General features: G+C 71.6%; 22 protein-coding genes and 1 tRNA gene. 17 read left to right on the top strand and 6 right to left on the bottom strand.

Annotated elements, in window-relative coordinates; translation table 11 throughout:
- The first annotated feature begins 96 nt into the window (after nt 1-96).
- The 11 genes from HP445_RS08965 to HP445_RS08915 all read left to right on the top strand — a co-directional run bounded on the left by HP445_RS08965 (nt 97) and on the right by HP445_RS08915 (nt 13,971).
- Nucleotides 97-2,940 (top strand): DNA polymerase III subunit gamma and tau, encoded by a 2,844-nt coding sequence (locus HP445_RS08965; RefSeq protein ID WP_128781011.1) that lies wholly within the window; start codon nt 97-99, stop codon nt 2,938-2,940.
- Complete coding sequence (recR, locus tag HP445_RS08960) at nt 2,940-3,539, top strand: recombination mediator RecR (protein WP_017888680.1); 600 nt, start codon at nt 2,940-2,942, stop codon at nt 3,537-3,539. Before HP445_RS08965 ends, recR begins: the two co-directional genes overlap by 1 nt.
- 116 nt (nt 3,540-3,655) lie before the next feature.
- The gene (locus HP445_RS08955; RefSeq protein ID WP_017888681.1) at nt 3,656-4,921 is read left to right on the top strand and encodes an aspartate kinase; all 1,266 of its coding nucleotides are present in this window, start codon (nt 3,656-3,658) and stop codon (nt 4,919-4,921) included.
- Nucleotides 4,922-4,964: 43 nt separating this feature from the next.
- Nucleotides 4,965-6,017, top strand: a complete 1,053-nt coding sequence (locus HP445_RS08950) for an aspartate-semialdehyde dehydrogenase (RefSeq protein WP_071405015.1) — start codon at nt 4,965-4,967, stop codon at nt 6,015-6,017.
- Nucleotides 6,018-6,115: 98 nt separating this feature from the next.
- Nucleotides 6,116-7,603, top strand: coding sequence for a malate:quinone oxidoreductase (locus tag HP445_RS08945; protein ID WP_128781012.1), 1,488 nt, complete (start codon nt 6,116-6,118; stop codon nt 7,601-7,603).
- Nucleotides 7,604-7,661: 58 nt separating this feature from the next.
- A complete protein-coding gene (locus tag HP445_RS08940) occupies nt 7,662-8,816 on the top strand; it encodes an Rv2578c family radical SAM protein (protein ID WP_111110237.1) in 1,155 nt (384 codons plus the stop codon).
- A gap of 170 nt (nt 8,817-8,986) precedes the next feature.
- On the top strand, nt 8,987-10,207 hold the full coding sequence (locus HP445_RS08935) for a sensor histidine kinase (RefSeq protein WP_128781013.1): 1,221 nt from the start codon (nt 8,987-8,989) through the stop codon (nt 10,205-10,207).
- Nucleotides 10,204-11,484, top strand: coding sequence for a hypothetical protein (locus tag HP445_RS08930; RefSeq protein ID WP_128781014.1), 1,281 nt, complete (start codon nt 10,204-10,206; stop codon nt 11,482-11,484). The genes HP445_RS08935 and HP445_RS08930 overlap by 4 nt, the downstream gene beginning before the upstream one ends.
- Nucleotides 11,471-12,172, top strand: a complete 702-nt coding sequence (locus HP445_RS08925; protein WP_035808846.1) for a response regulator transcription factor — start codon at nt 11,471-11,473, stop codon at nt 12,170-12,172. Before HP445_RS08930 ends, HP445_RS08925 begins: the two co-directional genes overlap by 14 nt.
- Nucleotides 12,172-12,798 (top strand): thymidine kinase, encoded by a 627-nt coding sequence (locus HP445_RS08920; RefSeq protein ID WP_111022274.1) that lies wholly within the window; start codon nt 12,172-12,174, stop codon nt 12,796-12,798. Before HP445_RS08925 ends, HP445_RS08920 begins: the two co-directional genes overlap by 1 nt.
- A 129-nt stretch (nt 12,799-12,927) precedes the next feature.
- On the top strand, nt 12,928-13,971 hold the full coding sequence (locus HP445_RS08915; protein WP_111022275.1) for an LLM class flavin-dependent oxidoreductase: 1,044 nt from the start codon (nt 12,928-12,930) through the stop codon (nt 13,969-13,971).
- 75 nt (nt 13,972-14,046) lie between these two features.
- Here HP445_RS08915 and HP445_RS19155 read toward each other — a convergent pair whose 3' ends face one another.
- From HP445_RS19155 to HP445_RS08890, 5 genes are all read right to left on the bottom strand, one after another.
- A complete protein-coding gene (locus tag HP445_RS19155; protein ID WP_111046814.1) occupies nt 14,047-14,664 on the bottom strand; it encodes a response regulator transcription factor in 618 nt (205 codons plus the stop codon).
- Nucleotides 14,661-15,686: a sensor histidine kinase gene (locus tag HP445_RS08905; protein ID WP_128781015.1), complete on the bottom strand. Its 1,026-nt coding sequence runs from the start codon at nt 15,684-15,686 to the stop codon at nt 14,661-14,663. The genes HP445_RS19155 and HP445_RS08905 overlap by 4 nt, the downstream gene beginning before the upstream one ends.
- Before the next feature lie 157 nt (nt 15,687-15,843).
- Nucleotides 15,844-15,917: transfer RNA gene (locus tag HP445_RS08900), tRNA-Pro, on the bottom strand.
- Nucleotides 15,918-16,010: 93 nt separating this feature from the next.
- Nucleotides 16,011-16,967: a metallophosphoesterase gene (locus tag HP445_RS08895; protein ID WP_128781016.1), complete on the bottom strand. Its 957-nt coding sequence runs from the start codon at nt 16,965-16,967 to the stop codon at nt 16,011-16,013.
- Nucleotides 16,964-19,531, bottom strand: a complete 2,568-nt coding sequence (locus HP445_RS08890) for a transglycosylase domain-containing protein (RefSeq protein WP_128781017.1) — start codon at nt 19,529-19,531, stop codon at nt 16,964-16,966. The genes HP445_RS08895 and HP445_RS08890 overlap by 4 nt, the downstream gene beginning before the upstream one ends.
- A 50-nt stretch (nt 19,532-19,581) precedes the next feature.
- Here HP445_RS08890 and sp36 point away from each other — a divergent pair, with 50 nt between their 5' ends.
- The gene (gene sp36 / locus HP445_RS08885; protein ID WP_017888699.1) at nt 19,582-19,740 is read left to right on the top strand and encodes a Sp36 family protein; all 159 of its coding nucleotides are present in this window, start codon (nt 19,582-19,584) and stop codon (nt 19,738-19,740) included.
- Complete coding sequence (locus tag HP445_RS08880; protein ID WP_111235575.1) at nt 19,737-20,198, top strand: RidA family protein; 462 nt, start codon at nt 19,737-19,739, stop codon at nt 20,196-20,198. The genes sp36 and HP445_RS08880 overlap by 4 nt, the downstream gene beginning before the upstream one ends.
- An 80-nt stretch (nt 20,199-20,278) precedes the next feature.
- Here HP445_RS08880 and acs read toward each other — a convergent pair whose 3' ends face one another.
- Nucleotides 20,279-22,231: an acetate--CoA ligase gene (gene acs / locus HP445_RS08875; protein ID WP_128781019.1), complete on the bottom strand. Its 1,953-nt coding sequence runs from the start codon at nt 22,229-22,231 to the stop codon at nt 20,279-20,281.
- A gap of 865 nt (nt 22,232-23,096) precedes the next feature.
- On the opposite strand from acs, the gene HP445_RS08870 reads away from it, so the two are divergent.
- The 4 genes from HP445_RS08870 to HP445_RS08855 all read left to right on the top strand — a co-directional run bounded on the left by HP445_RS08870 (nt 23,097) and on the right by HP445_RS08855 (nt 25,499).
- Nucleotides 23,097-24,026, top strand: a complete 930-nt coding sequence (locus HP445_RS08870; RefSeq protein ID WP_110863365.1) for a TadA family conjugal transfer-associated ATPase — start codon at nt 23,097-23,099, stop codon at nt 24,024-24,026.
- A complete protein-coding gene (locus HP445_RS08865; protein ID WP_164941210.1) occupies nt 24,023-24,856 on the top strand; it encodes a type II secretion system F family protein in 834 nt (277 codons plus the stop codon). Before HP445_RS08870 ends, HP445_RS08865 begins: the two co-directional genes overlap by 4 nt.
- An 84-nt stretch (nt 24,857-24,940) precedes the next feature.
- A complete protein-coding gene (locus HP445_RS08860) occupies nt 24,941-25,183 on the top strand; it encodes a DUF4244 domain-containing protein (RefSeq protein WP_175330804.1) in 243 nt (80 codons plus the stop codon).
- Between the two features lie 10 nt (nt 25,184-25,193).
- Nucleotides 25,194-25,499: a TadE family type IV pilus minor pilin gene (locus HP445_RS08855; RefSeq protein ID WP_164941211.1), complete on the top strand. Its 306-nt coding sequence runs from the start codon at nt 25,194-25,196 to the stop codon at nt 25,497-25,499.
- The last annotated feature ends 1 nt before the right edge of the window (nt 25,500 follow it).

Raw genomic sequence — 25,500 nt, 5'->3', positions numbered from 1 at the left:
CGGGCGCTCGGCCCACCGCCGACGGGTGGTCCGGCCCGGCAGGACGACCTGTGGACGGGCACGCGGGTTGTCGGTCGTGACGGCTACCCTTGTCGCGTGGTCACCGCCCTGTATCGCCGTTACCGGCCCGAGAACTTCGCCGAGCTGATCGGGCAGTCGCAGGTCACCGACCCGCTCCGCACGGCGCTCCGCACGAACCGCGTCAACCACGCCTACCTGTTCAGCGGGCCCCGTGGCTGCGGCAAGACGACGTCGGCCCGCATCCTGGCGCGCTGCCTGAACTGCGCCGAGGGCCCGACCGACACCCCGTGCGGCGTCTGCCCGAGCTGCGTGGAACTCGCCCGCGACGGCAGCGGTTCGCTCGACGTCATCGAGATCGACGCCGCGAGCCACAACGGCGTCGACGACGCGCGTGACCTGCGCGACCGTGCCGTGTTCGCGCCGGCTCGCGACCGCTACAAGATCTTCATCCTCGACGAAGCGCACATGGTGACGCCGCAGGGCTTCAACGCACTGCTCAAGCTGGTCGAGGAACCGCCGGAGCACGTCAAGTTCATCTTCGCGACGACCGAGCCCGAGAAGGTCATCGGCACCATCCGGTCGCGCACCCACCACTACCCGTTCCGGCTCGTCCCGCCCGCGGTGATGCTCGAGTACATCGAGCAGCTCTGCACGCAGGAGTCCGTGTCGGTGGCCCCCGGCGTCCTGCCCCTGGTGGTGCGTGCCGGCGGTGGATCCGTCCGTGACACCCTGTCGCTGCTCGACCAGCTGATGGCCGGCAGCGAAGACGGTGCGATCGCCTACGAGCGTGCCGTGGCCCTGCTCGGCTACACCGACGCCGCCCTGCTCGACGACGTCGTCGACGCCCTGGCCGTCGCCGACCCGGCGTCCGCGTTCGCCGCGATCGACCGCGTCGTGCAGACCGGACAGGACCCCCGCCGCTTCGTCGAGGACCTGCTCGAGCGCCTGCGTGACCTGATCGTCGTCGCGGCGACGAACGAGAGCGCCGCCGCCGTCCTGCGCGGGGTCTCACCGGAAGAACTCGACACCATGAGCCGCCAGGCCGGGGTCTTCGGCGCGACCGGGCTCTCCCGCTCCGCCGACATCGCGAACCGTGCCCTCACCGAGATGACCGGCGCGACCTCGCCCCGGTTGCACCTCGAGCTCATGACGGCCCGCATGCTCGTGCCCGAGGCCGACGACACCCAGCGCGGAGCCCTCGCCCGGGTCGAGCGCCTGGAACGTCGTGTCGGGGTGGGCGACGTCGGTGGACACGACGCCGGTGGACACCAGGTCGGCGCCGGCGAGCAGTCCGCTCCCGCCGTCGCCGCTGCACCGCGTCGTGAGCAGCCGGCAGCCGCGGCTCCCGCAGCGGCTGCTCCCTCCCTCGCCCCGACGCCCGCTCCGGCAGCGGCTCGTGCGACGCCCGAGCGTCCCGTCGAGCAGCCCGCCGCGCCGCAGGCCGACTCCGGAGCCGTGGCCCGCGACGCCGCAGCGTCGTGGGCAGCGGTCGCTCCGAGCACTCCTGGAGCGCCCGGACAGACCTCGGCCGAGCCCGCGAAGTCCGAGCCCTCGAAGCCGGATCCCTCGAAGTCCGAGCCCTCGAAGCCCGCGGCCGAGCCGGTCAGCCCGTCGTCCACCGGTCAGGGCACGACGATCGGTGACGAGCCCGCCGTCCGGACCGTCGGTGCCGTCGGCTTCCAGCAGATGCGCGACTCCTGGCCGCAGATCGTCGAGCACGTGCAGCACGCCAAGCGTTCGGCGTGGTCGGTGGTCGTCACGGCGCAGGTCACCGCGCTCCGCGACGACGTGCTGACGCTGACGTTCCCGAGCCAGCAGGACGTCGCCTCGTTCAAGGAGATGTCCGACCCGTCGGCCAGCGTCAGCGAACTGCTGCGCGCCGCCATCGTGGACGTCCTCGGGCTCCGGGTGAAGTTCGTCGCCCGCGGGCCCGGACAGCAGCAGCGTCCCCAGCAGCAGCAGCAGCAGTCGGCTCCGGCACCGCAGGCCGCCGCACCGGCCCAGCGTCCGGCGCCCGCTGCCCAGGCGCCCGCCGCCGCGACCCCGGCCCCGGCCCCGGCCCCGGCGCCGGCGCCGGCGCCCGCAGCACCGGAGTCCCCGGCGCCGGCTTCCGCTGGTGAGCCCACGCCGACGGCTGCCCCTGCCGCCGAGCCGAAGGCCGCGTCGGCAGCACCCGAGTCGACGGCACCTCCTGCGCCGACGGCAGCGCCCGCGCCGAAGTCCGCGCCGGCGCCGAAGTCCTCGCCGGAGCCGAAGGCAGCGCCGACCGCGTCCGCCCCGCAGCGCGACCAGGCACCGGCCGAACCGGCCCCCGCTCCATCCGGTGCGCCGGTGACGGACTGGGCGGTCGCGACGATCCCCGCCAGCGACCCCACCGCTGACGCCGTCCCGGAGTCCGTCGAGCCCAGCTGGGCAGCACCCTTCGGCACCGTGCCGGCGTCCGCGCCGGTCGCCCCCGCCGAGACGAGCACGCCCCAGCCGACCGAGCCGACACCGTCGGCCGCACCCGCGCGACGGGGCGCTGCCACGGCCGGGCAGCCCGACGGCCCGACCACCCCGGGGCCGCAGGCGGCGTCCGGAGCGGGAGCCGTGCCTCCCGGCGGTCCCGTCGTGCCGGGCGTCCCGGTCGACGACTACCCACTCGACGACGAACCGTACGACGACGGTGCCCCGTTCCCCGACCCGGGGATCGGACGCGGCGCAGCGCCCGCAGCCGCCGGGCCGGCAGCCGCGGCGCAGGCAGCCCCGGCGCAGCAGCCCGCACCGCAGCGCGCGGCCCAGCCGACCGCCGCACCCGCGCGCACCGCACCGCCCGCACGCCGCGCCCCGGTCGCCGGCCGGTACGGCGAGGCCGTCGTGCGTGAGATCCTCAACGCCCAGTTCATCGAGGAGACCGCTCTCCACCAGGACGGTGCCTGATGTACGACGGGATCGTCCAGGACCTCATCGACGAGTTCGGTCGCCTGCCCGGCATCGGCCCGAAGTCGGCGCAGCGCATCGCCTTCCACATCCTGCAGACCGAGTCGTTCGACCCGAGCCGGCTGTCCGAGCTGCTCGCCGACGTCAAGGAGCGGGTCCGCTTCTGCGAGATCTGCGGCAACGTCACCGAGAACGTCCAGTGCAGCATCTGCCGCGACCCGCGCCGCTCGCCGGCCACGATCTGCGTCGTGGAAGAGGCGAAGGACGTCGCGGCGATCGAGCGCACCCGCGAGTTCCGCGGGCTGTACCACGTGCTCGGTGGGGCGATCAGCCCGATCGACGGCATCGGACCGGACGACCTCCGCATCCAGCAGCTCATGACACGTCTGGCCGACGGCACCGTGGCCGAGGTCATCATCGCGACCGATCCCAACCTCGAGGGCGAGGCGACGGCGACCTACCTCAGCCGGCTGCTCGTCCCGATGGGCATCCGCACCACGCGGCTCGCGTCGGGGCTGCCCGTCGGCGGCGACCTGGAGTACGCCGACGAGGTCACGCTCGGTCGTGCCTTCGAAGGGCGCCGCGTCGTCGGCGGCTGACCGCCACGCAGGATCCTTGCGTCGGGGCCCGCTCGCACGCAACATCCCCGAAACACCGACTACCATTGTGAGACCGCGTGACCTCGCGGTGTCGCCGTCTCCGGGAGTACCAGCCAGTGGCCTTGATCGTGCAGAAGTTCGGTGGTTCATCCGTCGCGGACGCCGAGAGCATCAAGCGCGTGGCGAAGCGGATCGTCGAGACGAAGAAGGCCGGCAACGACGTGGTCGTGGCAGTGTCGGCGATGGGCGACACCACCGACGAACTCGTCGACCTGGCGCACTCCGTCACGCCGATCCCCGCCGGGCGTGAGCTCGACATGCTCCTGACCGCGGGGGAGCGCATCTCGATGGCGCTGCTCGCGATGGCGATCAAGAGCCTCGGGGTCGAAGCGTCGTCTTACACCGGCAGCCAGGCCGGCATGCTCACCGACGCCCAGCACGGCAAGGCGCGCATCGTCGACGTCACCCCGAAGCGCGTGCGCGAGGCGCTCGACTCCGGCCACGTCGCGATCGTCGCCGGGTTCCAGGGCTTCAACCGCACCACGGGCGAGATCACCACGCTCGGCCGCGGCGGCTCGGACACCACCGCCGTCGCCCTCGCCGCAGCACTCGACGCCGACGTCTGCGAGATCTACACCGACGTCGACGGCATCTTCACCGCCGACCCCCGCGTCGTGCCGAAGGCCCGCAAGGTCGACCGCGTCACCAGCGAGGAGATGCTCGAGCTCGCAGCCTCGGGTGCCAAGGTCCTGTACATCCGCGCCGTCGAGTACGCCCGGCGGCACGGCGTCACCCTGCACGTCCGGTCCTCGTTCAACAACAACGAGGGCACCATCGTCTACAACCCTGCCGAGGGGGAAACCGTGGAAGAACCGATCATCACCGGGATCGCCGGAGACCTCTCCGAGGGCAAGATCACCGTCGTGGGGGTCCCGGACCAGCCGGGCAAGGCCGCCGAGATCTTCACCAACGTGGCACGCGCCGGGGCGAACATCGACATGATCGTCCAGAACGTGTCGGCGGCGTCGACCGGGCGGACGGACATCTCGTTCACCCTGCCGAAGGACCAGGGCCAGACCGTGCTGACGGCGCTCGAGGTCGCGAAGGCCGACATCGGCTACGAGAGCATCCAGTACGACGACCAGATCGGCAAGCTCGCCCTGGTCGGCGCCGGCATGCGCACGAACGCCGGCGTCTCGGCGCAGCTGTTCCGCGCCCTGCACGACGCGTCGATCAACATCGAGATGATCTCCACGTCCGAGATCCGCATCTCGGTCGTCACCCGCGCCGACACCCTGAACGAGGCGATGCGCGTCGTGCACAGCGCGTTCGGCCTCGACGCCGACGCCGAGGCCGTCGTCTACGCCGGCACCGGCCGCTGACGCCCGCCGAACCGTCGATCCGCTGAACCACCAGGAGCACCGCATGAGCACCCTCACCGTCGCCGTCGTCGGCGCCACCGGCCAGGTCGGCGCCGTGATGCGTCGCCTGCTCGAAGAGCGCGCGTTCCCGGCCGACCGGGTCCGCTTCTTCGCGAGCGCCCGTTCCGCCGGCACGACGCTGCCGTTCCGGGGCGAGCAGATCGTGGTCGAGGACTCCGAGCTCGCCGACCCGTCCGGCATCGACATCGCGCTGTTCTCCGCCGGGGCCACCGCCTCGCGGGCCCTCGCGCCGAAGTTCGCCGCCGCCGGGGCACTCGTCGTCGACAACTCGAGCGCCTGGCGCATGGACCCCGACGTCCCGCTCGTCGTGAGCGAGGTGAACCCGCACGCCATCGACCAGGCGCCGAAGGGGATCATCGCGAACCCGAACTGCACGACCATGGCGATCATGCCGGTGCTCAAGGTGCTCGACACCGAGTCCGGGCTCCGCCGCCTGGTCGCGACGACCTACCAGGCGGTCTCGGGTTCCGGGCTCGCCGGGGTCGAGGAACTCCTGGGCCAGGCGAAGGCCGCGCTCGAGCAGGACACCGCTGCGCTGACGCACGACGGATCCGCCGTGACGTTCCCCGAGCCCGTCAAGTACGTCCGTCCGATCGCCTTCGACGTCGTGCCGCTCGCCGGCAGCATCGTCGAGGACGGCCTGGGTGAGACCGACGAGGAGAAGAAGCTCCGCAACGAGAGCCGGAAGATCCTCGAGCTGCCCGACCTGCTCGTCGCCGGCACCTGCGTGCGCGTCCCCGTGTTCACCGGGCACTCCATCTCGGTGCACGCCGAGTTCGAGCGTCCGCTGTCGCCCGAGCGTGCGACCGAGATCCTGTCGAGCGCGCCCGGTGTCGAGCTCTCCGACGTCCCGACCCCGCTGCAGGCCGCCGGCCAGGACCCGGCGTTCGTCGGCCGCATCCGCGCCGACCAGTCCGCGCCCGAGGGCCGCGGCCTCGTGCTGTTCGTCAGCAACGACAACCTGCGGAAGGGCGCCGCGCTCAACGCGGTGCAGATCGCCGAGACGATCGTCGCGCGCCGCTCCGTCGACGCGTAGCGCGCCCCGAGCGCGACCAGCAGACGGACAGGAGGCCCGTGGCGACACCGCCACGGGCCTCCTGTCCGTCTGTCGGATGCCGCCGGTAGGATCGACGGGTGGCAGAGCAGCAGGTGGACCCCATCGACGTCGTCCTGATCGGCGGAGGCATCATGAGTGCCACGCTCGGGGCCATCATCCACAAGCTCGAGCCGAGCTGGAAGATCCGCGTGTACGAGCGGCTCGGCACGGTGGCGCAGGAGTCCTCGAACCCGTGGAACAACGCGGGCACCGGCCACTCGGCACTGTGCGAGCTGAACTACACGCCGGAACTGCCGGACGGCCGCGTCGACATCGCGAAGGCCGTCACGGTCAACGAGCAGTTCCAGGTCTCGCGGCAGTTCTGGGCGCACCTGGTCGAGACCGGCGTGCTGCCGGAGCCCACGAACTTCATCAACCCCACGCCGCACATCTCCTTCGTGTGGGGCGAGGCCAACGTCGCCTACATGCGCGCCCGGTACGAGGCCATGCGGGACCACCCGCTCTTCGCGGGCATCGAGTTCTCGGACGACCCGGCGCAGATCCGGAAGTGGGCGCCGGCGCTCATCCCCGGCCGCAAGAAGGACCAGCCGATCGCGGCGACCTACTCGGCAGCCGGCTCGGACGTCGACTTCGGGTCGCTCACCCGCCAGCTCTTCGACCAGCTCGAGATCGACGGTGTCGAGTTCGAGCCCTCGCACCAGGTCACCAACCTGACCCGCTCGAAGGTGTCCGAGGGCTGGGTGCTCAACGTGCGCAACGAGATCGGCCGGTCGACGCAGCGCATCGCCGCGAAGTTCGTCTTCGTCGGCGCCGGTGGCGGAGCCCTGCACCTGCTGCAGAAGTCCGGCATCCCGGAGATCCGCGGCTACGGCGGCTTCCCGGTGTCGGGCGAGTTCCTGCGCACCGACGACCCCGAGGTGGTGCAGAAGCACTCCGCCAAGGTCTACGGCAAGGCCAGCGTCGGTGCCCCGCCGATGTCGGTGCCGCACCTCGACACCCGCATCGTCGACGGTGGGTCGTCGCTGATGTTCGGGCCGTACGCGGGGTTCAGCCCGAAGTTCCTGAAGCAGGGCTCGGTCCTCGACCTGTTCCGCTCGATCCGACCGCACAACCTCCGCCCGATGCTGAGCGTCGCGTTCTCGAACTTCGACCTGGTCCGCTACCTGGTCGGCCAGCTCCTCGCGTCGAAGCACACCAAGTTCGAGGCGCTCCGCGACTTCATGCCGAGCGCCGAGCCCGAGAACTGGCACCGCATCACCGCGGGGCAGCGTGTCCAGGTGATCAAGCCCGACAAGGACAAGGGCGGTGTGCTGCAGTTCGGCACCGAGGTCATCACCGCCGCCGACGGCTCGATCGCCGGCCTGCTCGGGGCGTCGCCGGGTGCCTCGACCGCCGTGCCGATCATGCTCACGATGCTGCGCCGGTGCTTCCCGGACCGGTGGGACGGCTGGCAGGACGACGTCCGCGCGATGGTGCCGACCTACGGGCAGGACCTCGGGGACGACCCGGCTCTGGCCGACGCCACGCTCAAGCGCACGGCGAAGGTGCTCGGCCTGCACCACTGAGGCCGGTCGTTGTCCGCGCCGGTTTGCGGTCTGTTCGAACGTGTGTTCGAATGACGGCATGCGGTGGAGTGGACAGGCGATCGACGCCGAGCAGAGCGACGCGCTGCCCGGGATGGAATCGAACAGCGGGTTCGTCCGGAGTGTGACGACGCCCGAGTTCGCCGGGGTGACCTTCCACGAGGTCCTGGCGAAGAGCGCTCTGAACCGGGTGCCGAGCGCGGACGGGTCGGGCACGTACGGCTGGACGATCAACCCGTACCGCGGGTGCAGCCACGCCTGCGTGTACTGCTTCGCCCGCCCGACCCACACGTACCTGGAGTTCGACGGCGGCGCCGACTTCGACCAGCAGATCGTGGTGAAGACGAACGTCGCCGACGTGCTGCGTCGTGAGCTCGGCAAGCCCTCGTGGGACCGCCACCCGGTGGCGCTCGGCACGAACACCGACCCGTACCAGCGTGCCGAGGGGCGGTACCGGTTGATGCCCGGGGTGATCGAGGCGCTGGCGGAGTCGCGCACCCCGTTCAGCATCCTCACGAAGGGCACACTGCTGCGCCGCGACCTGCCGCTGCTGGCCGAGGCGGCGAAGGTGGTGCCGGTCGACCTCGCGATGTCGATCGCCGTGTACGACGACTCGCTGCAGCAGTCGGTCGAGTCCGGCACCCCGACGACGTCGGCCCGGCTGGCGACCGTGCGGGCCATCCGCGACGCGGGGCTCGACTGCGCCGTGTTCCTGATGCCGGTGCTGCCGTACATCACCGACACCCGGGCGCACCTCGACGACGCCATCGGTCGGGCGACCGCGGCCGGCGCGACGAGCATCATGTACTCGGCGCTGCACCTGCGGCCGGGCGTCAAGCCGTGGTGGTTCGAGTGGCTCGGCCGCGAGCGACCCGACCTGGTGCAGCGGTACCGAGCGATGTACCTCGACAACACCTACGCGCCGAAGGACTACCGACGGTGGCTGTCGGAGCGCATCCGCCCGATCCTGGCGGCGCACGGGGTCGGACTGGGGCGCGTGGACCCGGCGACGGGGTCGATGGGCTTCTCGGAACCGCGAACGCTGCAGCCGGGGATGCCGCAGGGGCTGGGCACGGGCGGGCCGCAGGCGCTGCCGCAGGAGCAGTCGGTGCCGACGGTGTCGCCGCTGAAGCGCGCCGACCCCGGGTTCGACCAGCGGCTGCTCCGGCCGGCTGCGGCGCAGACGCTGTTCTGAGGGGCGTCCGTCCGGGCCGTGTCCGGTCCACGTTCGGGGGACAGCAAGACCCCGGTCCGGGCCGCTATCATCGTGCGGGTCGCCGCACGGCCCCGGATTCGGGGTACACGGCCGCTGCTCCGGTGGTTGGATCGTGGACGGCGCCCTCGCCACCCGGAAGGATCCACCTCGTGCTCGGCATCCCCACGCACCTCGCACCGCGAGTGAACGCGTGGTCGACCGTGCGCGCATTCCACGCCGGCGCCATCGGCTCGCTGTTGGCCGCGGCCATCACGCTGGTGCTCTACGGCCTGTCCGAGCCCGGGGTGCGGGTCGTCGGCACGGCGCTGGCTGTCGTCCCGATGCTCGCCATGATCGGCGTGCACGTGCAGTTCGGCACCCGGGTCTCCGCGATCGCGTTCCTGGCTGTCGGTGGCGTCTGCGCCTGGTGGTTCGCCGTCGGGGTCCAGCAGCAGGTGCCGACCGGGTGGGTGACCTCGTACCTGATGTCCCTCGTCGTGATCCCGCTCATCCTGGTCGGGGGAGCCGGCGCCGTGCCGAGCCGCGTCGTGCTGTGGTCCTTCGTGGGCTTCCTGACCGGACGAATCGCGACCTGGATCGCCATCGTGCAGGCCGACCAGTCGCCCCGTCCGCTCATCCTGGCCTGGGTCACCCTGGGCTTCGTTGTCGCGCTCGTGCTCTTCACGACCCGCAGCACGGGGCGGAGCGAACGGGTGCAGCCCGAGCTCCTGCGCTCGGCGCGCGAAGAACACGTGTCCGCCTACCGCGCCGGGGTCGAGGCCGAGGCGTCCGCGATCCTGCACGACACCGTGCTCAACCACCTCGGCGCGATCGCCCTCGCGCCGGACGGCCCGATGGACCCGCACCTCGCCGAGACGGTCGACGCCGACGTCGCGGTGCTCACCGGCAAGGGGTGGCTCGCGCCGGCCGCCCGCCCGCGTCCCGGGGCCGCGGCCGAGGCGTTCGGCACCATGGTCGACGAGCACCGGACGCTCGGACTCGACGTGACCGTCTCGGGTGACACCTCCGCGCTCGAGCGCCTGGACCAGCGTGCGCTGTCGGCGGTCGTCCGGGCCGTCGGCCAGTGCCTGGCCAACGTGCGGAAGCACGCGGGGACCGACGCCGCAGAGGTCAGCGTGTTCGACGACAGCGCGTCCTGCACCGTCATGGTCGTCGACGACGGTCGTGGGTTCGACGAGGACGCCACCGGAGCCGACCGGATGGGCCTCCGCGGTTCGGTGCGAGAGCGGATCGGCCGGGTCGGCGGTGACGTCCAGATCTGGTCGTCGCCCGGTTCCGGCACGAGCGTGATGATGACCGTGCCGTACGGACCGGTCACCGGCGCGGTCACCGTGCCGGCGGTCAGCGACGGCCGGGGGACCGAGCGATGAACGCGATCCGGCAGCGGCTCGGGTCCGGTCCGGGGCCCCGCCGCACCGCGCAGCAGTACGACCCGCTCGGCGCGATGGGGTCGCGACCCCTGGCCGTCGTGCTCGGGGCCGGCAGCGTCGTCTGGGCCCTGCTCGTGTCGATCTTCGACCGCGACGTCGTGGGCAGCCCCACGCTCAGCGCCCTCACCGTGCTGCTCGTCGCGGCCTCGGCGGTGGTGGTGCTCGCTGCCTCGAGCCCGTTCCGTGCGCCGTTCCCGCGGTCGGCGTTCGTCGCGCACGTCGGGTTGCTCGGCCTGGCGTCGGTGACGAGCGTCGCCGCGCAGTGGGGACCGGACCGCAGCGCCCTGAACGACTTCATGTCCCTGATCACGGCGACCGGCATCGTCATGGTCGCGCCGTACCGTCCGTGGACCGACCTGACGATCGGCGGGCTCGTGCTGGCCGCGGTGAACGCCGTGACCTGGGGCGCCGGTGCTGCGGAGTTCCCGCACGAGGTGCCGGTCGCCGTCGCGGCGTTCCTGGCCTCGGCGCCGACGCTCGTGCTGACCGCCGCGTCCGCGGTGTTCGCCTGGACCTTCGCGGGGCTCGCCGAACGGGTGCAGATCCGCGCCGGGTCGTACTCCGTCGCACGCGCCGAGCGGGACGGCATCGCGGCGAGCGTGCAGCAGGACCGCTCGACGATCCTGTCCCGCGACGTCGCCCCGTTCTTCGCCGAGCTCCGCACACGCGACGTCATCACCGACGCCGACCGTGCCCGTGCCCGTGCGATCGCCGACGGCATCCGCGCGTCCATGGTCGCCGACGCCGACCGCACCTGGTTCGAGCACGCCGTCCGGGTCGACGGCGGCCAGGCGCCGGTGGTCGACGATCCCGACGGCCTGATCGCGACGCTCGACACCGACCAGCGGGCGGTCGTCCGCACGTTCGTCCGTGCGGCCCTCCGAGCCTCGACCGTCGACCCGGCCGGCTTCCGCGCGACGGTGCGACGAGCGGACACCCTGGCGGACCCGGCGCCCGGGGCCCGCCCGGCGGACCACGCGGGCCCCGCTGCCCCGGCGGCCGCCGCGGCTCGGGCAGCCCCGGCGGCCCGGCCCGCGCAGGCACCCGCACCCGCTCGTGTGTCCGTCGACCTGGAGCTCGCCGTCGCGGACTCCGACATCGGCATCCACCGCACCTTCGACCCCTACTTCGCCGTCCTCCGCGTGACGTTCCCCGACCTCGACGTCGCGGTCCGCCCTTCCGCCCTCGCACTAAGGTTCTCCTATGACCAGCACTGACCCGAACAGGCTCTCGGAGGGGTCGCCGTCCCTCCCGAACCCGGGAGCACGACGTGTGCGGCTGGCCATCCTCGACGACCACGAGGTGCTGCTGGACAGCCTGTCGAGCTGGATCGCGGTGAACGCGTTCGACTTCGACCTGGCCCTGACCGCGCACACCTGGCTCGAGATGGTCCACAGCGACAGCTTCCCGACCGACCTGGTGTTCCTGGACTTCCAGCTCAAGGAACCGGTCTCGATCGAGGCCCGCGTCCGCACCTGCCGTGCCGCCGGAGCGAAGGTCATTGTGCTCTCGAGCGTCGACAGCCGTGAGTCCCGCGACCGCGCCCTGGCCGCCGGCGCCGCGGCGTTCCTGTCGAAGTCGCTGCCGATGCGCGAGGTCATGGACGTCGCCCGCGAGATCATGGGCGTCGCCCGCGAGACCCCGCAGCCCCGTGAGTGGCGTCCGCTGCCGACGGGTGCCGCCGCGCACCAGCGGCCGAAGCTCAGCGCCGGTGAGGAAGAGGCGCTGCGGCTCTACGTGTCCGGCTACTCGACGAACGAGGTCGCCGCGCAGATGAACGTGCAGTACGAGACCGCCAAGACCTACCTGCGTCGCGTGCGCGAGAAGTACAGCAAGGTGGGCCGCCCCGCCTCGAAGAAGTCCGACCTCATCCGTCGGGCCGCCGAGGACGGGTTCCTCGCGTAGTGGCGAAGCTCTACTTCCGCTACGGCGCGATGAACAGCGGCAAGAGCACGGGCTTGCTGCAGGCCGCCTACAACTACGAGGAGCGCGGGCACCGGGTGCTGCTCGCCAAGCCCGCGGTGGACACCAAGGGCGACCGTGAGATCGTCTCCCGCCTCGGCGTCACCCGGACCGTCGACATCGTGTTCTCGCCGGACGCCGACGTGCGCCAGGCCGTCTCCGCCGCAGGCGCCGTCGACCCCGAGTCGGACCGCTTGGACGGCATGGTGCGGCCCGTCAGCTGCGTGCTCGTCGACGAGGCGCAGTTCCTCACCCCGCGTCAGGTCGACGACCTGCTGCGCATCGCGGTGCTCGACGAGATCCCGGTCATCACCTACGGCATCCGCACGGACTTCCGCACCGAGGCGTTCCCCGGCAGCGCCCGCCTGCTCGAGGTCGCGCACTCCCTCGAAGAGCTGAAGACCATCTGCCGCTGCGGCCGCAAGGCGGTCTTCAACGCCCGCACGGTCGACGGCCGGTTCGTCTTCGACGGCTCCCAGGTCGCGATCGACGGCGTCGACGTCGCCTACGAGTCGCTCTGCGCCAACTGCTACCTGACGGAGTCCGGCGGCCGCCTCGACGGCGCCTGACCGCTCGTGCCGGCGTGCGTCCGGTCCGCACCCAGCAGACGGACTGGAGGCTCGTGGCGGCGCCGCCACGGGCCTCCAGTCCGTCGCGTGCACAGGAATGCACGTGCGTCGACGCGCGTTGGTGACCACATGACCGACGACACCCTGCACCTGTCCGTCCTCGACCTGGCCACCCGCGAGTACGGCCAGTCCAACACCGAGGCCCTGCAGGGGTCCATCGACATGGCCGTGCACGCCGAGCAGCTCGGGTACGAGCGGTTCTGGGTCGCCGAGCACCACGGGATGCCGGGCATCACCTCCTCGGCCCCGGCGGTGCTGCTGAGCGCCGTGGGCGCGGCCACCTCGACCATCCGCATCGGATCCGGTGGGGTCATGCTGCCCAACCACGCGCCCCTCGTCGTCGCCGAGCAGTTCGGCACCCTCCGTGCGCTGTACGGCGACCGGGTCGACCTCGGGCTGGGGCGCGCTCCCGGCACCGACGGCGCGACGGCGATGGCCCTCCGCCGCACCGACCGACTCGACGTCGACGACTTCCCGGACCGCCTGGCCGACCTGATCGGGTTCTTCACCGGCATGGGCGCGGAGAACCCGCTCGCCGGCATCCGCGCCGTTCCGGGCTACGGCGACGTGCCGGAGTTCTGGCTGCTCGGGTCCTCCGGCTACAGCGCCCAGGTCGCCGGTGCGCTCGGCATCTCGTTCGCCTTCGCCCACCACTTCGCGTCGGACAACACCGAGGCGGCACTCGCCCTGTACCGCGATTCGTTCCGTCCGTCGCGCTTCCGCCAGACGCCGAACGCGCTGATCGGTGTGCAGGTCGTCACCGACGAGGACCCCGCCGTCATCGACGAGCAGAGCGCACCGGGCATGATCTCCTTCATCCGGATGCGCTCGGGCCGGAAGCCCGAGCCGGTGTCGATGGACGAGGCGCGCGCGTACGAGTTCAACGACCTCGAGCGTCGGTTCATCGCGGCCCGCACCGAGCGTCAGGCCTACGGCAACGCCGAGCAGGTCGCGGAGAAGATCAACGCACTCGTGGCGTCGACCGGGGCGAACGGCGTGATCGTCTCGCCCGGTGCCGCGCAGGCACGGTACCGGCACCAGGCGCTCGACGTCGTGGCCGGGCTGCACGCGGCCGGCAAGCTCGTGCCCGCGGGTGCGTCGGTCTCCGTCTAGGTCGCTTCGTGAGCAGGAATGGTCGGGTGTCCACTGGGCACCCGACCATTGCTGCTCACGAAGTTCCGTGGCGCTTCAGCTGAGCAGGCCCAGGCGCGTGGCTGCAGCGACCGCCCCGACGCGGGAACCGACGTCCAGCTTGCGGAAGACGTTGTAGACGTGCCGCTTGACGGTGCCGATCGCGAGCTGCAGGTCGGCGGCGATCTCGGCGTTGGTGCGCGCGGCGGCGAGGAGTCGCAGGACCTCGAGCTCGCGGTCGCTCAACGGTGAGCCTGCTCGGGCCTCGGTCACCAGGTCGACGGGGAACGTGACGGGTGCCGCATCGGCGTGGGCTGCCCGGGCGATCCGGTCGACGAGTTCGCGGCTCGGGGTGTCCTTCGTGACGAAGTCGACCGCGCCGGCATCGAGCAGGGTCCGGCGGAGGACGGCATCCCGGTGCATCGTGAGCACCACCACCCGGATGTCCGGGCGGGTCCGGCGGACCGTGGCGATCGTCGTCCGTGCCGGCGGGCCGTCCAGCTCCACGTCGAGCAGCAGGACGTCGATCGCGGCGGCCTCGGGGGAGTCGAGCACCTCCGACGGTCGTTCGCCGTGCGCCACGACGCGGATCGTGGGGACCGCGGCCAGGATCGTGGCGAGTCCTTCGCGGAAGAGCCGGTGGTCGTCGACGATGGCGACGTGGGTGACGGTCACAGGGTGCCCCTCGGGATGGTCAGTCGGACGGTCGTGCCGGAACCGGGTGCACTCTCTACCTCAAACCGTGCTCCGATAACGCCTGCCCGCTCGCGCATGGTCTGCTGGCCGAGTCGGCCGTCGGCGTCGCTCTGCACGTCGAACCCCGGTCCGTCATCGGCGACCGTCACCACCAGTGCTGCGGGTGACCAGAGGAAGCGCACCGAAGCCGTCGAACCGGGAGCGTGCTTGCTGCGGTTCGTGAGCGCTTCGAGCAGGATCGTCAGCGCTTCCTCGGCCTGCCAGTTCGGCAGGGGACCGGCCACACCCGTCGACTCGATGGACAGGAGGTCGTCGTCGGGGAACAGATCGCGCACGTGCCGTCGGAGCGCGTCGTCGAGCAGGGCGTCCCCGACCCGGGCGTGCAGGCTCACTGCGAGGTCCTGGACGTCGCCGAGTGCGCTCCGGAGCAACCGCGCTGCGTCGTCGAGCTGACAGGCTCGTTCGTCCGCCGGTGGATCCGTCAGCAGGACGAGGTCGAGGCGCTGCAGCCCGGCGAGGATGCCGTGGGCGACGCGGTCGTGGAGGTCACGCGCGATCTGCGTCCGGGAGTCCAGGTGCGCCGTGGTGAGGCGTTGGCGTAGTGCCTCCGTGTACGCGACCGCCCCGGCCGGGAACCGGCTCCAGATGCCGGCGTGCAGGGCCCTGGTGGCGCGCAGGACCTCGGCGGTGGACGCCGCGCCGACCTCGTCGACGAAGACCGGCAGGTAGGCGTCGAACAGCATCTCCGCCGCGAGCATGGCGCCGGCCGGGTGCTGGGCGTGCTCGGCGTGCAGACTGCCGGTCGCCAGGTGCTCGGGGTCGAGGAACGCGTGGCTCACGACGCTGCCGTCGGTCCCTGCGGCGTAGCGCTCGTGGGCCTCGGCGATCATCGACGAGACGTTCTCGGTCAGGCTCTGCGCCAGGGCCGGGTCGTCCGCGATGTCGGGGAACTCGGCGGCGATCGCGACGAGCACGGCGGCGAGGGGATGGTCGTTCTGCATGGCGCTTGCGAGCGTAGCGGGAGGGGCTGCTCGCGATGGGGCGGGGACCGGCTGACTGGGTCGTGCGACCCATCGGGCGGCCGAGATGCACCCGGGGAAAGCAGAAGGCCCTGGTTCCGGAGAACCAGGGCCTTCTTCGTACTGTCTCAACACAGTGTCGGGGTGACAGGATTTGAACCTGCGACCTCCTCGTCCCGAACGAGGCGCGCTACCAAGCTGCGCCACACCCCGTGGTGTGATCACTCCGTACCGGAGCAACCAGACAATACTATCCGATGATCGGGGATGCTCACGACCATCCGGTGAACTCCCGGGCGCGTCGGCTCAGGAAGCCCGTGCGGTCAGGGTGACCACGACGGCCTCGGGCCGGCAGGCGAACCGGACGGGCGCGTAGATCGAGGTGCCGAGACCGGCCGAGACCTCGAGCCACGACCAGTGGTTGCGGTGCTCCCACTTGTGCAACCCGCTCGCGTACCGGCGGGGGAGGTCGCTGTTCGTGACGAGCGCGCCGACCCCGGGGACCGCCACCTGACCGCCGTGGGTGTGCCCGGCGAAGATGATGTCGGCACCCTGGGTCACGAAGGCATCGAGCACGCGACGGTACGGCGCGTGCGTGACACCGATCGCGACCGGAGCGGGGCCGTCCTCGTCCTCGGACCACGGCACGTCGCTGCGCATCTCGTCGACGTTGGTGGGGAGCAGGTCGAGGCGGTCCCAGTCGCGATGCGCGTCCGAGGTGCCGAACAGCTCGAACCGGGAGCCGCGGAGTTCGATCGCGTGCGCCTGGTCGTTGAGGTCGAGCCAGCCGAGCGACTCGAAGAACGCCGTCTGCCGGTCGATGTCGAGACCGACGGGCTCCGCAGCCTTGTGCATCCGGCTCGGCCCCGAGAAGTACTTGAGCGGGTTGCGCGGGGAGGGCCCGAAGAAGTCGTTCGACCCGTAGGCGAACACACCGGGCACCCCGCGGAACGGCTCGAGCGCGTACTCAACAGCAGCGTTCGCGGTCGCGTGGCCGAGGTTGTCCCCGGTGTTCACGATGAAGTCCGGTTCGACCAGGCTCAGGTCGCGCAGCCACTGCTGCTTGTCGGCCTGCCACGGGGCCATGTGGATGTCGGAGAGGTGCAGGACGGTGACGTCACGGGATCCCGGCGGGAGCACCGGGACAGTCTCCCACCGGATCCTGAAGCGACGACGCTCGACGAGCGAGCCCCACGCTGCCGAAGCAGCTCCGATGGCCGCGCCGGCAGCGAGGACACCGAGTGCGGTGCGACCGCGGGTCACTTGCAGTCCTTGGGCGCCTTGCCGTTCTTGTCGCCGTAGAGCTGGATCGTCACGTTGTCGTTCTTGTTCGCCGTGGCGTTGATCGCCGGCTCGACCGCGGCGACCTTGCAGGTCTTGCCACCGCCGCCCTTGGCGTAGCTGTCGGCGAGGTTGACGCTCGTGAACCCGGCATCGTTCAGGGCCGAGCGGGCGTCCCCGAGGGAGTCGCCGCCGATCTCCGGAACGGTCGCCTGCGTGCCGTCTGACGTGTAGACGGTGACGCTCGAGCCCGAGGACAGGAGCGCACCCGCCGCCGGGGATGTCGAGGTCACGGAGCCGGGGTTGCCCGGGCCGGGGCGCGCCCCACCGTCGACGTAGGTGAACCCGGCGCCCGAGATCGCCGCGCGGGCTTCGTCAGCCGTCTTGCCCTGCAGGTTCGGCAGTGCCTTGGCGTTGCCGCGGAGCGCCGAGCTGTTCGGGTCGGTGAACGGACCGGCGGGGTAGATCGCGTTGACCGGCGTCTGCGCCTGCCGCCACACGTCCGCACGGCTGGCGGCGTACGTGCCGCTCACCCCGTTGCTGAAGTTGCGGAGGTTGGTGAGCTTGCCGTCGGTGTTGCCCTGCCAGTAGGCGGTGGCGACGCGCGAGCTCGAGCCGACCAGCCAGATCTGGTTGCCGTCGTCGGTCGTACCCGTCTTGCCGAAGAGCTGCATGCCGTCCGGGGTCTGCGCGCCGCGAGCGGTGCCGCCAGCGATCGTGCCCTTCATGGCGTAGACGGCAGCGTGGGCGACCTCGGGATCGATCGCCTGCTTGCAGTCCTTGGTCTGGCCGCCGAGCTTCTTGCCGGAGGGCGAGGTGATCTGGTCGATGGCGATCGGCTTGCAGTAGATGCCGTTGTTCGCGACGGCGGCGTACGCGGCGGCCATCGTCATGGGCGCGATCTCGTTGATACCGAGGACCGACGACGGGTTGGAGAGGAGCTCCCCGCCGTCCGCACGGTGGACGCCGAGGGATTCGGCGACCTTCTTGATGTCGCAGAGGTCGAGCTTCTGCGCCATGTTGAGGAACGCCAGGTTGATGGACTGCGCCGTCGCCGCGGCGACGGTGTAGTTGCCGCTCTCGCCGGGACTGTCGTTCTTCGGCCGGTATCCGCCTCCGACGTAGTACGGCTGGCCGCACTGGGTCCACCCCGTCGACATGTCACGCGGCGCGCCACTGACGACCTCGTTCAGCCCGTGCCCGGCCTGCAGCCACGCGAGCAGGGTGAAGAGCTTGTACGTCGAGCCGGTCTGGAACCCCTTGGCGCTGCCGTACTTCTCGTCGACGCTGTAGTTCAGGGACGTCGATGTCGGCGCGGACTTCAACGACTCGTCGAAGTCCTTGTTCTGTGCCATCGTGACGATGCGGCCGGAGCCTGCCTCGATCGAGTTCAGCGTTGCGCCCAGGGCCAGGTTCGTCTCGGCCTTGTTGTCGTACGTGTTGACGAGACGCTTCTGCTCGGCGTTCAGGTCGATGTTCAGCGTCGTCTGGATCTTGTAGCCGCCGTTCCGCCACGCGGTGTCGCGAGCCTTCTGCGACGAGCCGAGCTGCGACATCTCGAGCACGACCTTCTTGGCGTAGTCGCAGAAGAACTGCGACCCGTCGCCGACCGAGGCGCGGCAGCCCTGCGACGGCTGCGTCAGGTGCACGTAGTCCGCCGGCTTCGACTGGCGAGCCGTTCGGTACTCGGCCTCGGTGAGGTTCTTCTGGTCGTACATCGAACGGAGCACGACGTTGCGTCGGGCGACGTTGGCGTCGTACTTCTTCGGGCTCGACAGGTTGCGCGCCTCGGGGTACTGCACGATCGCGATGAGCGACGCGGCCTCGGCCGGGGTCAGGTCGGTCGCGCTCTTGTTGTAGTAGTGCTGCGCCGCGGCCTGCACGCCGTAGGTCTGGTCGCCGAAGTAGGCGATGTTCAGGTAGGCGGTGAGGATCTCCTTCTTGGAGTACTTCTTCGCCAGCCCGATCGCGAGCTTCATCTCCTCCAGCTTGCGGGGGATGGTCTGTTCGACGGCCTCGTTGTAGGCCTTCTCCTGCTCCTTCTTGGTGGGGAGGTTCAGGGCTTCGTTCATCTTGATGTTGCGGACGAGCTGCATGGTCAGCGTCGAGCCACCGCCCGAGTCGCCGAGGCCGCCCGCGATGCTGCCCACACCGGCGCGGATGAGCGACGTCATGTCGACGCCGCCGTGGTCGTAGAAGCGCTTGTCCTCGCCGTCGATCGCCGCGTTCTTCAGCTGGTCGCTGATCTGGTCGAACTTCAGCTCTTGGCGGTTCTGGTCGTACAGGGTGGCGAAGTGCACTGACTTGCCGCCCGAGTACGCGTACAGCTCGTTGCGCTGCGGCAGGTCCCCGATCTCGATGTACTCCGGCAGGGACTCGAACACGCCGATGGTGGACGTCGTGGTGACACCGGCGACGGCGATGGCCGGGGTGACCCCGATCGTGACGAGCAGGCCGGCGAGGGCACTGAACCCGACGAATCCGATGAAGGCGCCGACTGCTGAGACGGGCTTGGTCCGCGATGCAGACGTCTTCTGGGCAGACATAGGATGCAGCCTAAACGACACCCCCGACTGAAAGGCTGGCAAGGAACCGCATGACTCGCTGGGAGTACTTCACCACGCCACTGATGATCCACAACACCACCGCGATCCTCAACAACTACGGGGACGAGGGCTGGGAGCTGGTCCAGATCGTCACCGGGCCCGAGGGCGGTCTCGTCGCCTACCTGAAGCGCCCCAAGGCCGACGCATGAGCGTCTCCGACCGGCTCGCCGAACTCGGCCTGACGATCCCCGCGGTCGCCGCGCCCGTCGCCGCCTACGTGCCCGCCGTCGTGACGGGCCAGTACGTCTACACGGCGGGGCAGCTGCCGTTCGTCGACGGCTCCCTTCCCGTGACCGGCAAGGTCGGCACCGACGTCGACGCCGAGACCGCCGCCGCGCAGGCTCGCGTGGCCGCGCTGAACGCCCTGGCCGCCGTGCAGTCGGTCGCCGGTTCGCTCGACCGCGTGGCCCGTGTCGTCAAGGTCACGGTCTTCGTCGCGTCGGACCCGTCGTTCACCGGGCAGCCCGGCGTCGCGAACGGGGCATCGACCCTGGTCGGCGAGGTCTTCGGTGACGCCGGCGTCCACGCGCGGAGCGCGGTGGGCGTCGCGGTGCTCCCGCTGGACGCACCGGTCGAGGTCGAGCTGGTGGTGGAGCTCACCGCCTGACGGACCGTCAGCCGAACGCAGAACGCGAGCAGGGCCTCCAGTCCGGATCTGACTGGAGGCCCTGCTTCCGTCTGGCGGGACTACATGAGTTCCGCGATGGTCGCCATGATCGTCGGGTCGGCGAGCGTCGTCGTGTCGCCGATGCGGCGGCCCTCGGCCGCGTCGCGGAGCAGCCGCCGCATGATCTTGCCGGAGCGTGTCTTCGGCAGCTCCGGCACGATGATGACCTGGCGCGGCTTCGCGATCGCGCCGATCCGCTTGCCGACCCAGTTGCGGAGCTCCGCGGAGGCGGTCTCGCGGTCGACGTCTGCGGCGGCCTCGGCTGTCAGGATGACGAAGGCGACGACGGCCTGCCCGGTGGTCTCGTCGGCGGCGCCGACCACGGCTGCCTCGGCGACGCCCTCGTGGCCGACCAGGGCGGACTCGATCTCGGCCGTCGACAGGCGGTGTCCCGAGACGTTCATGACGTCGTCGACGCGCCCCTGCACCCAGATGTCGCCCTGCCCGTCGAGCCGCGCGCCGTCGCCGGCGAAGTAGCGGCCGGGGAACCGCGACCAGTACGTCTCGACGAACCGGTCCGGGTCGTTCCATATTCCGCGGGCCATCGACGGCCACGGCTCGGTGATCGTGAGGTAGCCGCTCTCGCCGGGGTCGGCACGGTTGCCGTCGTCGTCGACGATCTCGGCGACGATGCCCGGCAGGGGCGTCTGCGCGGCGCCGGGCTTGAGCTTCGTGACGCCGGGCAGCGCGGAGATCATGATCGCGCCGGTCTCGGTCTGCCACCACGTGTCGACGATCGGCGTGCGGTCGTGGCCGATGACCTGGCGGTACCACTGCCACGCCTCGGGGTTGATCGGTTCGCCGACGCTGCCGAGCAAGCGGAGGGTCTCGAGGCTGCGCGCCTCCGGGATCTCGCGGCCGGCCTTCATCGCCGCACGGACCGCCGTGGGTGCGGTGTAGAGGACGGTGACGCCGTACGCGTCGACGAGGTCCCACCAGCGGCCGGGCTTCGGCTCGTCGGGGGTGCCCTCGTAGAGCACCTGGGTGACGCCGTTGGCGAGCGGGCCGTAGACGACGTAGGAGTGGCCGGTGATCCAGCCGATGTCGGCGGTGCACCAGTAGACGTCCTTCTCCGGGTGCATGTCGAACACGTTCTTGTGCGTGTACGCCGCCTGGGTCAGGTAGCCGCCGGAGGTGTGCACGATGCCCTTCGGCTTCCCGGTCGTGCCCGAGGTGTACAGGATGAACAGCGGGGTCTCGGCGGGGAACGCCTGGGCCTCGTGGGTCGGCGCCGCCTTCGCCAGCTCGTCGTGCCACCAGACGTCGCGGTCGTTCCAGGCGATGTCGTTGCCGCCGCGCTTGACGACCAGGACGTGCTCGACCGTGTCGGTGCCCTCGCCGGTCAGTGCTTCGTCGACTGCGGGCTTGAGCGGTGAGACGGCACCGCGCCGCCACCCGCCGTCCGCGGTGACGACGAGCTTCGCGCCGGCGTCCTCGATGCGGGCACGGAGGCTCTCCCCGCTGAACCCGCCGAAGACGACCGAGTGCACGGCGCCGATGCGGGCGACGGCGAGCATCGTCACGACGGCCTCGGGGATGAGTGGCAGGTACACGACCACCCGGTCGCCCTGGCCCACGCCGAGGTCGGTGAGCATGTTCGCGGCGCGCTGCACCTCGGCGGTCAGCTCGGCGTAGGTGATCCGGCGCGTGTCGCCGGGAGCGCCCTCGAAGTGGATCGCGACCCGGTCGCCGTTGCCCGCGCGGACGTGTCGGTCGAGGCAGTTCTCGGCGACGTTGAGCGTGCCGTCGGCGAACCACTTCGCGAACGGGGCGCCTGACCAGTCCAGGGTCTGCGTGAACGGGGTGCGCCAGTCGAGCAGGGAGCGGGACTGCTCGGCCCAGAACGCCTCGCGGTCGGCCGCTGCTGCGTGGTGGAGGTCCTCGCCGGCGACCGCGTCGGCCACGAACTCGGGCGGCGGTGCGAAGGTCGCTCCGTCGTCGCCTCGGGGGTCGGTCTGGGTCGGAGTGGACATCGATGTCCTTTCGCGTCGTTGCGGCCTCTGGTGGCATCCGTCGTGGATGCATGCGTGCGTCCGCCGTGGATGCGTGGGTGCATCCGCGGCGGGAGCGTGCGAGCATCCGTCGCCGGTGCCTGCGTGCATCCGGAGACTACCCCTCGGTCGGGTCGGGGCGCGGCACGCCCGGAGGTCGTGTCCGGGGTTGCCCTGGAGGGCCGATCGTGGGGTACAGTAGTTCCCGCTGGACTCGTTTCCGGCGGCATCGAATCGGATTCCCCCCAATCCCTCGATGTCAAGGCGGCACCTGTTCCCCCCAACCGGTGCCGCCTCTTCTGTTTCCCGGGGTCCGACTCGAGCGATGGTGGCTCGTCGGGCTCCGCCGTGTGCCCCGATCCGCGCAGGGACGCCGGTCGCGTGGACAGACCGGTCCATGCTCGTGCATGCATTCTGCATGTTCTTGCGTAGCAGGTGCTACGCACAGTCCGGCCGGGGGAAGCGGGGGTGGTGGGCGACCCTGAGCGCGTCGGTGTCGCATCATCGACCGGGGTACGGCTTTCCGTTTCGGGGGACAAACCGGTCCGTTGGTGGGGCACTCCGACGTTGTCCACAGAAGTGGGGACCATCCCGGCTGAGGGCTGACGTGCTCCCTACCGTCGGCGGTATGCCCCTGCACCGTGCTCCACTGCTTCCCCGCGCGTCGGCGCCTTCCGCGTCGACATCGCCTGCGTTCTCGGCACCGGCACCGGCACCGGCACCGGCACCGGCACCGGCACCGGCACCGGCACCGGCACCGGCACCGGCACCGGCACCGGCGCGGGCGCATGCTCCGTCGGCGCCGTTCCTGCCCGGGGCAGCGCCGCCGGCTCGTCGTCGGGCGTCCGTGGTCGTCGAGTTCGAGGAACTCGCCGCCCTGGTGGCCGATGCCACCGTGACGGACGTCCTGGTGGTCGGTGGCGTGGGCACGTGGGTCGACCGCGGCACCGGCCTCGAAGCCGTCCAGCCGCGACTGACCGAGGCGCGTGCCCGCGAACTCGCGACCCGACTCGTCGCGCTCGGCGGGCGCCACGTCGACGAGACCACCCCGTGCGCGGACGTCCGGCACGGGGACGGCGTCCGGGTCCACGTCGTCCTCGCCCCGGTGTCCGTCGGGGGCACCGCCGTGTCGATCCGACTGCCACAGGTCCATCGACCCTCTCTCGCCACCCTCGAACGCGGCGGGACCTTCGCGTTCGTCCCGCGGTCGGTCGTCGAGGACGCCGTCGCTGCACGCCGGAACGTCCTGGTCACCGGCGCGACCGGCAGCGGCAAGACCACCCTGCTCGCGGCGATGCTCGGGAACGTCCCCGTCGACGAGCGCATCGTGACGGTGGAGGACGTCGCCGAGCTCCGGATCGCTCATCCGCACGTCGTCGCGCTCGAGGCGCGGCAGGCGAACGCCGAGGGGGTCGGCGCGCTCGGCCTCGACCGGCTCGTGCGCGAGGCGCTGCGGATGCGCCCCGACCGGATCGTCGTGGGGGAGTGCCGCGGCGCCGAGGTCCGCGAACTCCTCTCCGCCCTGAACACCGGGCACGACGGGGGAGCCGGCACCGTGCACGCCAACGGCATCGCCGACGTGGCCGCGCGCCTCGAAGCGCTCGGGGCACTCGCCGGCCTCGGTGCCGAGGCGCTCGCCCGGCAGGCCGTCAGCGCCTTCGACCTGGTCCTGCACGTGGAGCGACGAGCAGGCCAGCGACGGCTCGGTGGTGTGGGCACGTTGTGCGTCGGCCCGGACGGGAGGCTCGAGGTGCGCCCGGTGGACGGGCTGCGGTGAGACGACCCACACCCGACGGCCCGGCGCGGGTGGCCGGGGTGCTCGACCGGGTGGCGACGCTGGTCTCGGCAGGCGTCCCGCCGCCCCGGGCCTGGCGGCTCGTCGGCGGTCTGCCCGGGGTCGGAGGACCCGCCCAGCAGGACATCGTCGTCGTCCTCCGCGTGGCGGACCGGACGGGAGCGCCCGTCGCGGAGACCCTCCGCGGGCTCGCCGGTGCGCTCCGGCGGGCCGCAGCATCGGACCGGGCGATCCGGGTCGCCCTGGCGGGACCGCGGACGAGCGCCCGGGTCGTGCTCGCGCTGCCGCTCTTCGGGTTGGGGCTCGGTGCGGCCTGGGGTGCGGGTGCCGTCGAGGTCCTGGTCGGCTCACCGGCCGGTTGGGCGTGCTCGTGCACCGCGGCGGCCCTCGTGCTGGCCGGGCGACGGTGGACCGCCCGGCTGGTCCGTTCCGCGACCCCCGACGGCCGAGTCCCCGGGGTGCTCCTCGACGCCTGGGCCGTGGCGGTCGCCGGAGGCGGGTCGTGGAGCACCGCCGGGCAGGCAGTCGCCGAGGCGTCCGCGGGAGCCGCCCCGCCCGCCGGGGACGTGCACCGGCTGCGGGAGGTACTCGACCTCACCCGGCGCGCCGGGGTGCCCGCCGCGGGGTTGCTCCGCCGCGCCGCCGAGGACGTGCGCGACGAGGCCGCTGCCGACGGGCTCGTGGCTGCGGAACGACTGGCGGTTCGACTGGTGCTGCCGCTCGGGGTCTGCGTCCTGCCGGCGTTCGTGCTCGTGGGGGTGGTGCCCGTGGTGGTCGGGGTCCTCTCCTCCACGGTGGGCGGGGCCGCGTGACCTCTCCACAGATGGCGCCGAGGCCTCGTCGGCGACACCCCGGCCAGGACACGCTGGTCCCACCGAACAGAAAGGACGGACTCCATGAGCACCACGTCATCCCCCGACCGCCGCACCCGTCGGGCCATCCGCCACCACCGTCGCCCGCGTCGCCTCGTCGCCCGGTGGTCGTCCCGGCTGCGGGACGACCGGGGATCGGCCACCGCCGAGTACGCGGTCGTCATCCTCGCCGCCGTGGCGTTCGCCGGTGTGCTCGTCGCGGTCATGCGCTCCGGCGAGGTCCAGACCATCCTCACCGACCTCGTCCGTGGCGCGCTCTCGCTGTGAGCGCGGCTCGGTGACCGTCGAGTTCGCGGTGGCGCTCCCCGTGGTGGCGATCGTGTTGACCGCCCTCGTCGCGGCCGTCCTCGTCGTTGACGCGCAGGGCCGTCTGCAACTCGCCGCAGCCACCGCCGCCCGGGCGATCGGGCGTGACGACGAGCACCAGGGCCGGTCCGCGGCCGACCGGATCGCCCCGGGGGTCTCGGTCGTCGTCCGGTCGGACGGCGACCTGGTCTGCGTCGACGCCACGCGCGGCGGGACCGGTCCCTTCGCGGCGCTCCCGCTGACCGCGACGGCGTGCGCCGCGGCCCGAGGGGGGTGAC

The sequence above is a fragment of the Curtobacterium flaccumfaciens genome, from assembly GCF_013359815.1.
Lineage (GTDB): Bacteria > Actinomycetota > Actinomycetes > Actinomycetales > Microbacteriaceae > Curtobacterium > Curtobacterium flaccumfaciens.
Note: the sequence above shows the minus strand (reverse complement) of the source record. Positions and strands in the feature narration are given on the sequence as shown.

Bases quoted from the DNA above. Each gene is read 5' to 3' on its own strand.
- recR (WP_017888680.1), top strand. From the start codon at position 2,940: ATGTACGACGGGATCGTCCAGGACCTCATCGACGAGTTCGGTCGCCTG.
- HP445_RS08950 (WP_071405015.1), top strand. From the start codon at position 4,965: ATGAGCACCCTCACCGTCGCCGTCGTCGGCGCCACCGGCCAGGTCGGC.
- HP445_RS08940 (WP_111110237.1), top strand. From the start codon at position 7,662: ATGCGGTGGAGTGGACAGGCGATCGACGCCGAGCAGAGCGACGCGCTG.
- HP445_RS08930 (WP_128781014.1), top strand. From the start codon at position 10,204: ATGAACGCGATCCGGCAGCGGCTCGGGTCCGGTCCGGGGCCCCGCCGC.
- HP445_RS08925 (WP_035808846.1), top strand. From the start codon at position 11,471: ATGACCAGCACTGACCCGAACAGGCTCTCGGAGGGGTCGCCGTCCCTC.
- HP445_RS08915 (WP_111022275.1), top strand. From the start codon at position 12,928: ATGACCGACGACACCCTGCACCTGTCCGTCCTCGACCTGGCCACCCGC.
- HP445_RS08905 (WP_128781015.1), bottom strand. From the start codon at position 15,686: ATGCAGAACGACCATCCCCTCGCCGCCGTGCTCGTCGCGATCGCCGCC.
- HP445_RS08890 (WP_128781017.1), bottom strand. From the start codon at position 19,531: ATGTCTGCCCAGAAGACGTCTGCATCGCGGACCAAGCCCGTCTCAGCA.
- sp36 (WP_017888699.1), top strand. From the start codon at position 19,582: ATGACTCGCTGGGAGTACTTCACCACGCCACTGATGATCCACAACACC.
- HP445_RS08880 (WP_111235575.1), top strand. From the start codon at position 19,737: ATGAGCGTCTCCGACCGGCTCGCCGAACTCGGCCTGACGATCCCCGCG.
- acs (WP_128781019.1), bottom strand. From the start codon at position 22,231: ATGTCCACTCCGACCCAGACCGACCCCCGAGGCGACGACGGAGCGACC.
- HP445_RS08860 (WP_175330804.1), top strand. From the start codon at position 24,941: ATGAGCACCACGTCATCCCCCGACCGCCGCACCCGTCGGGCCATCCGC.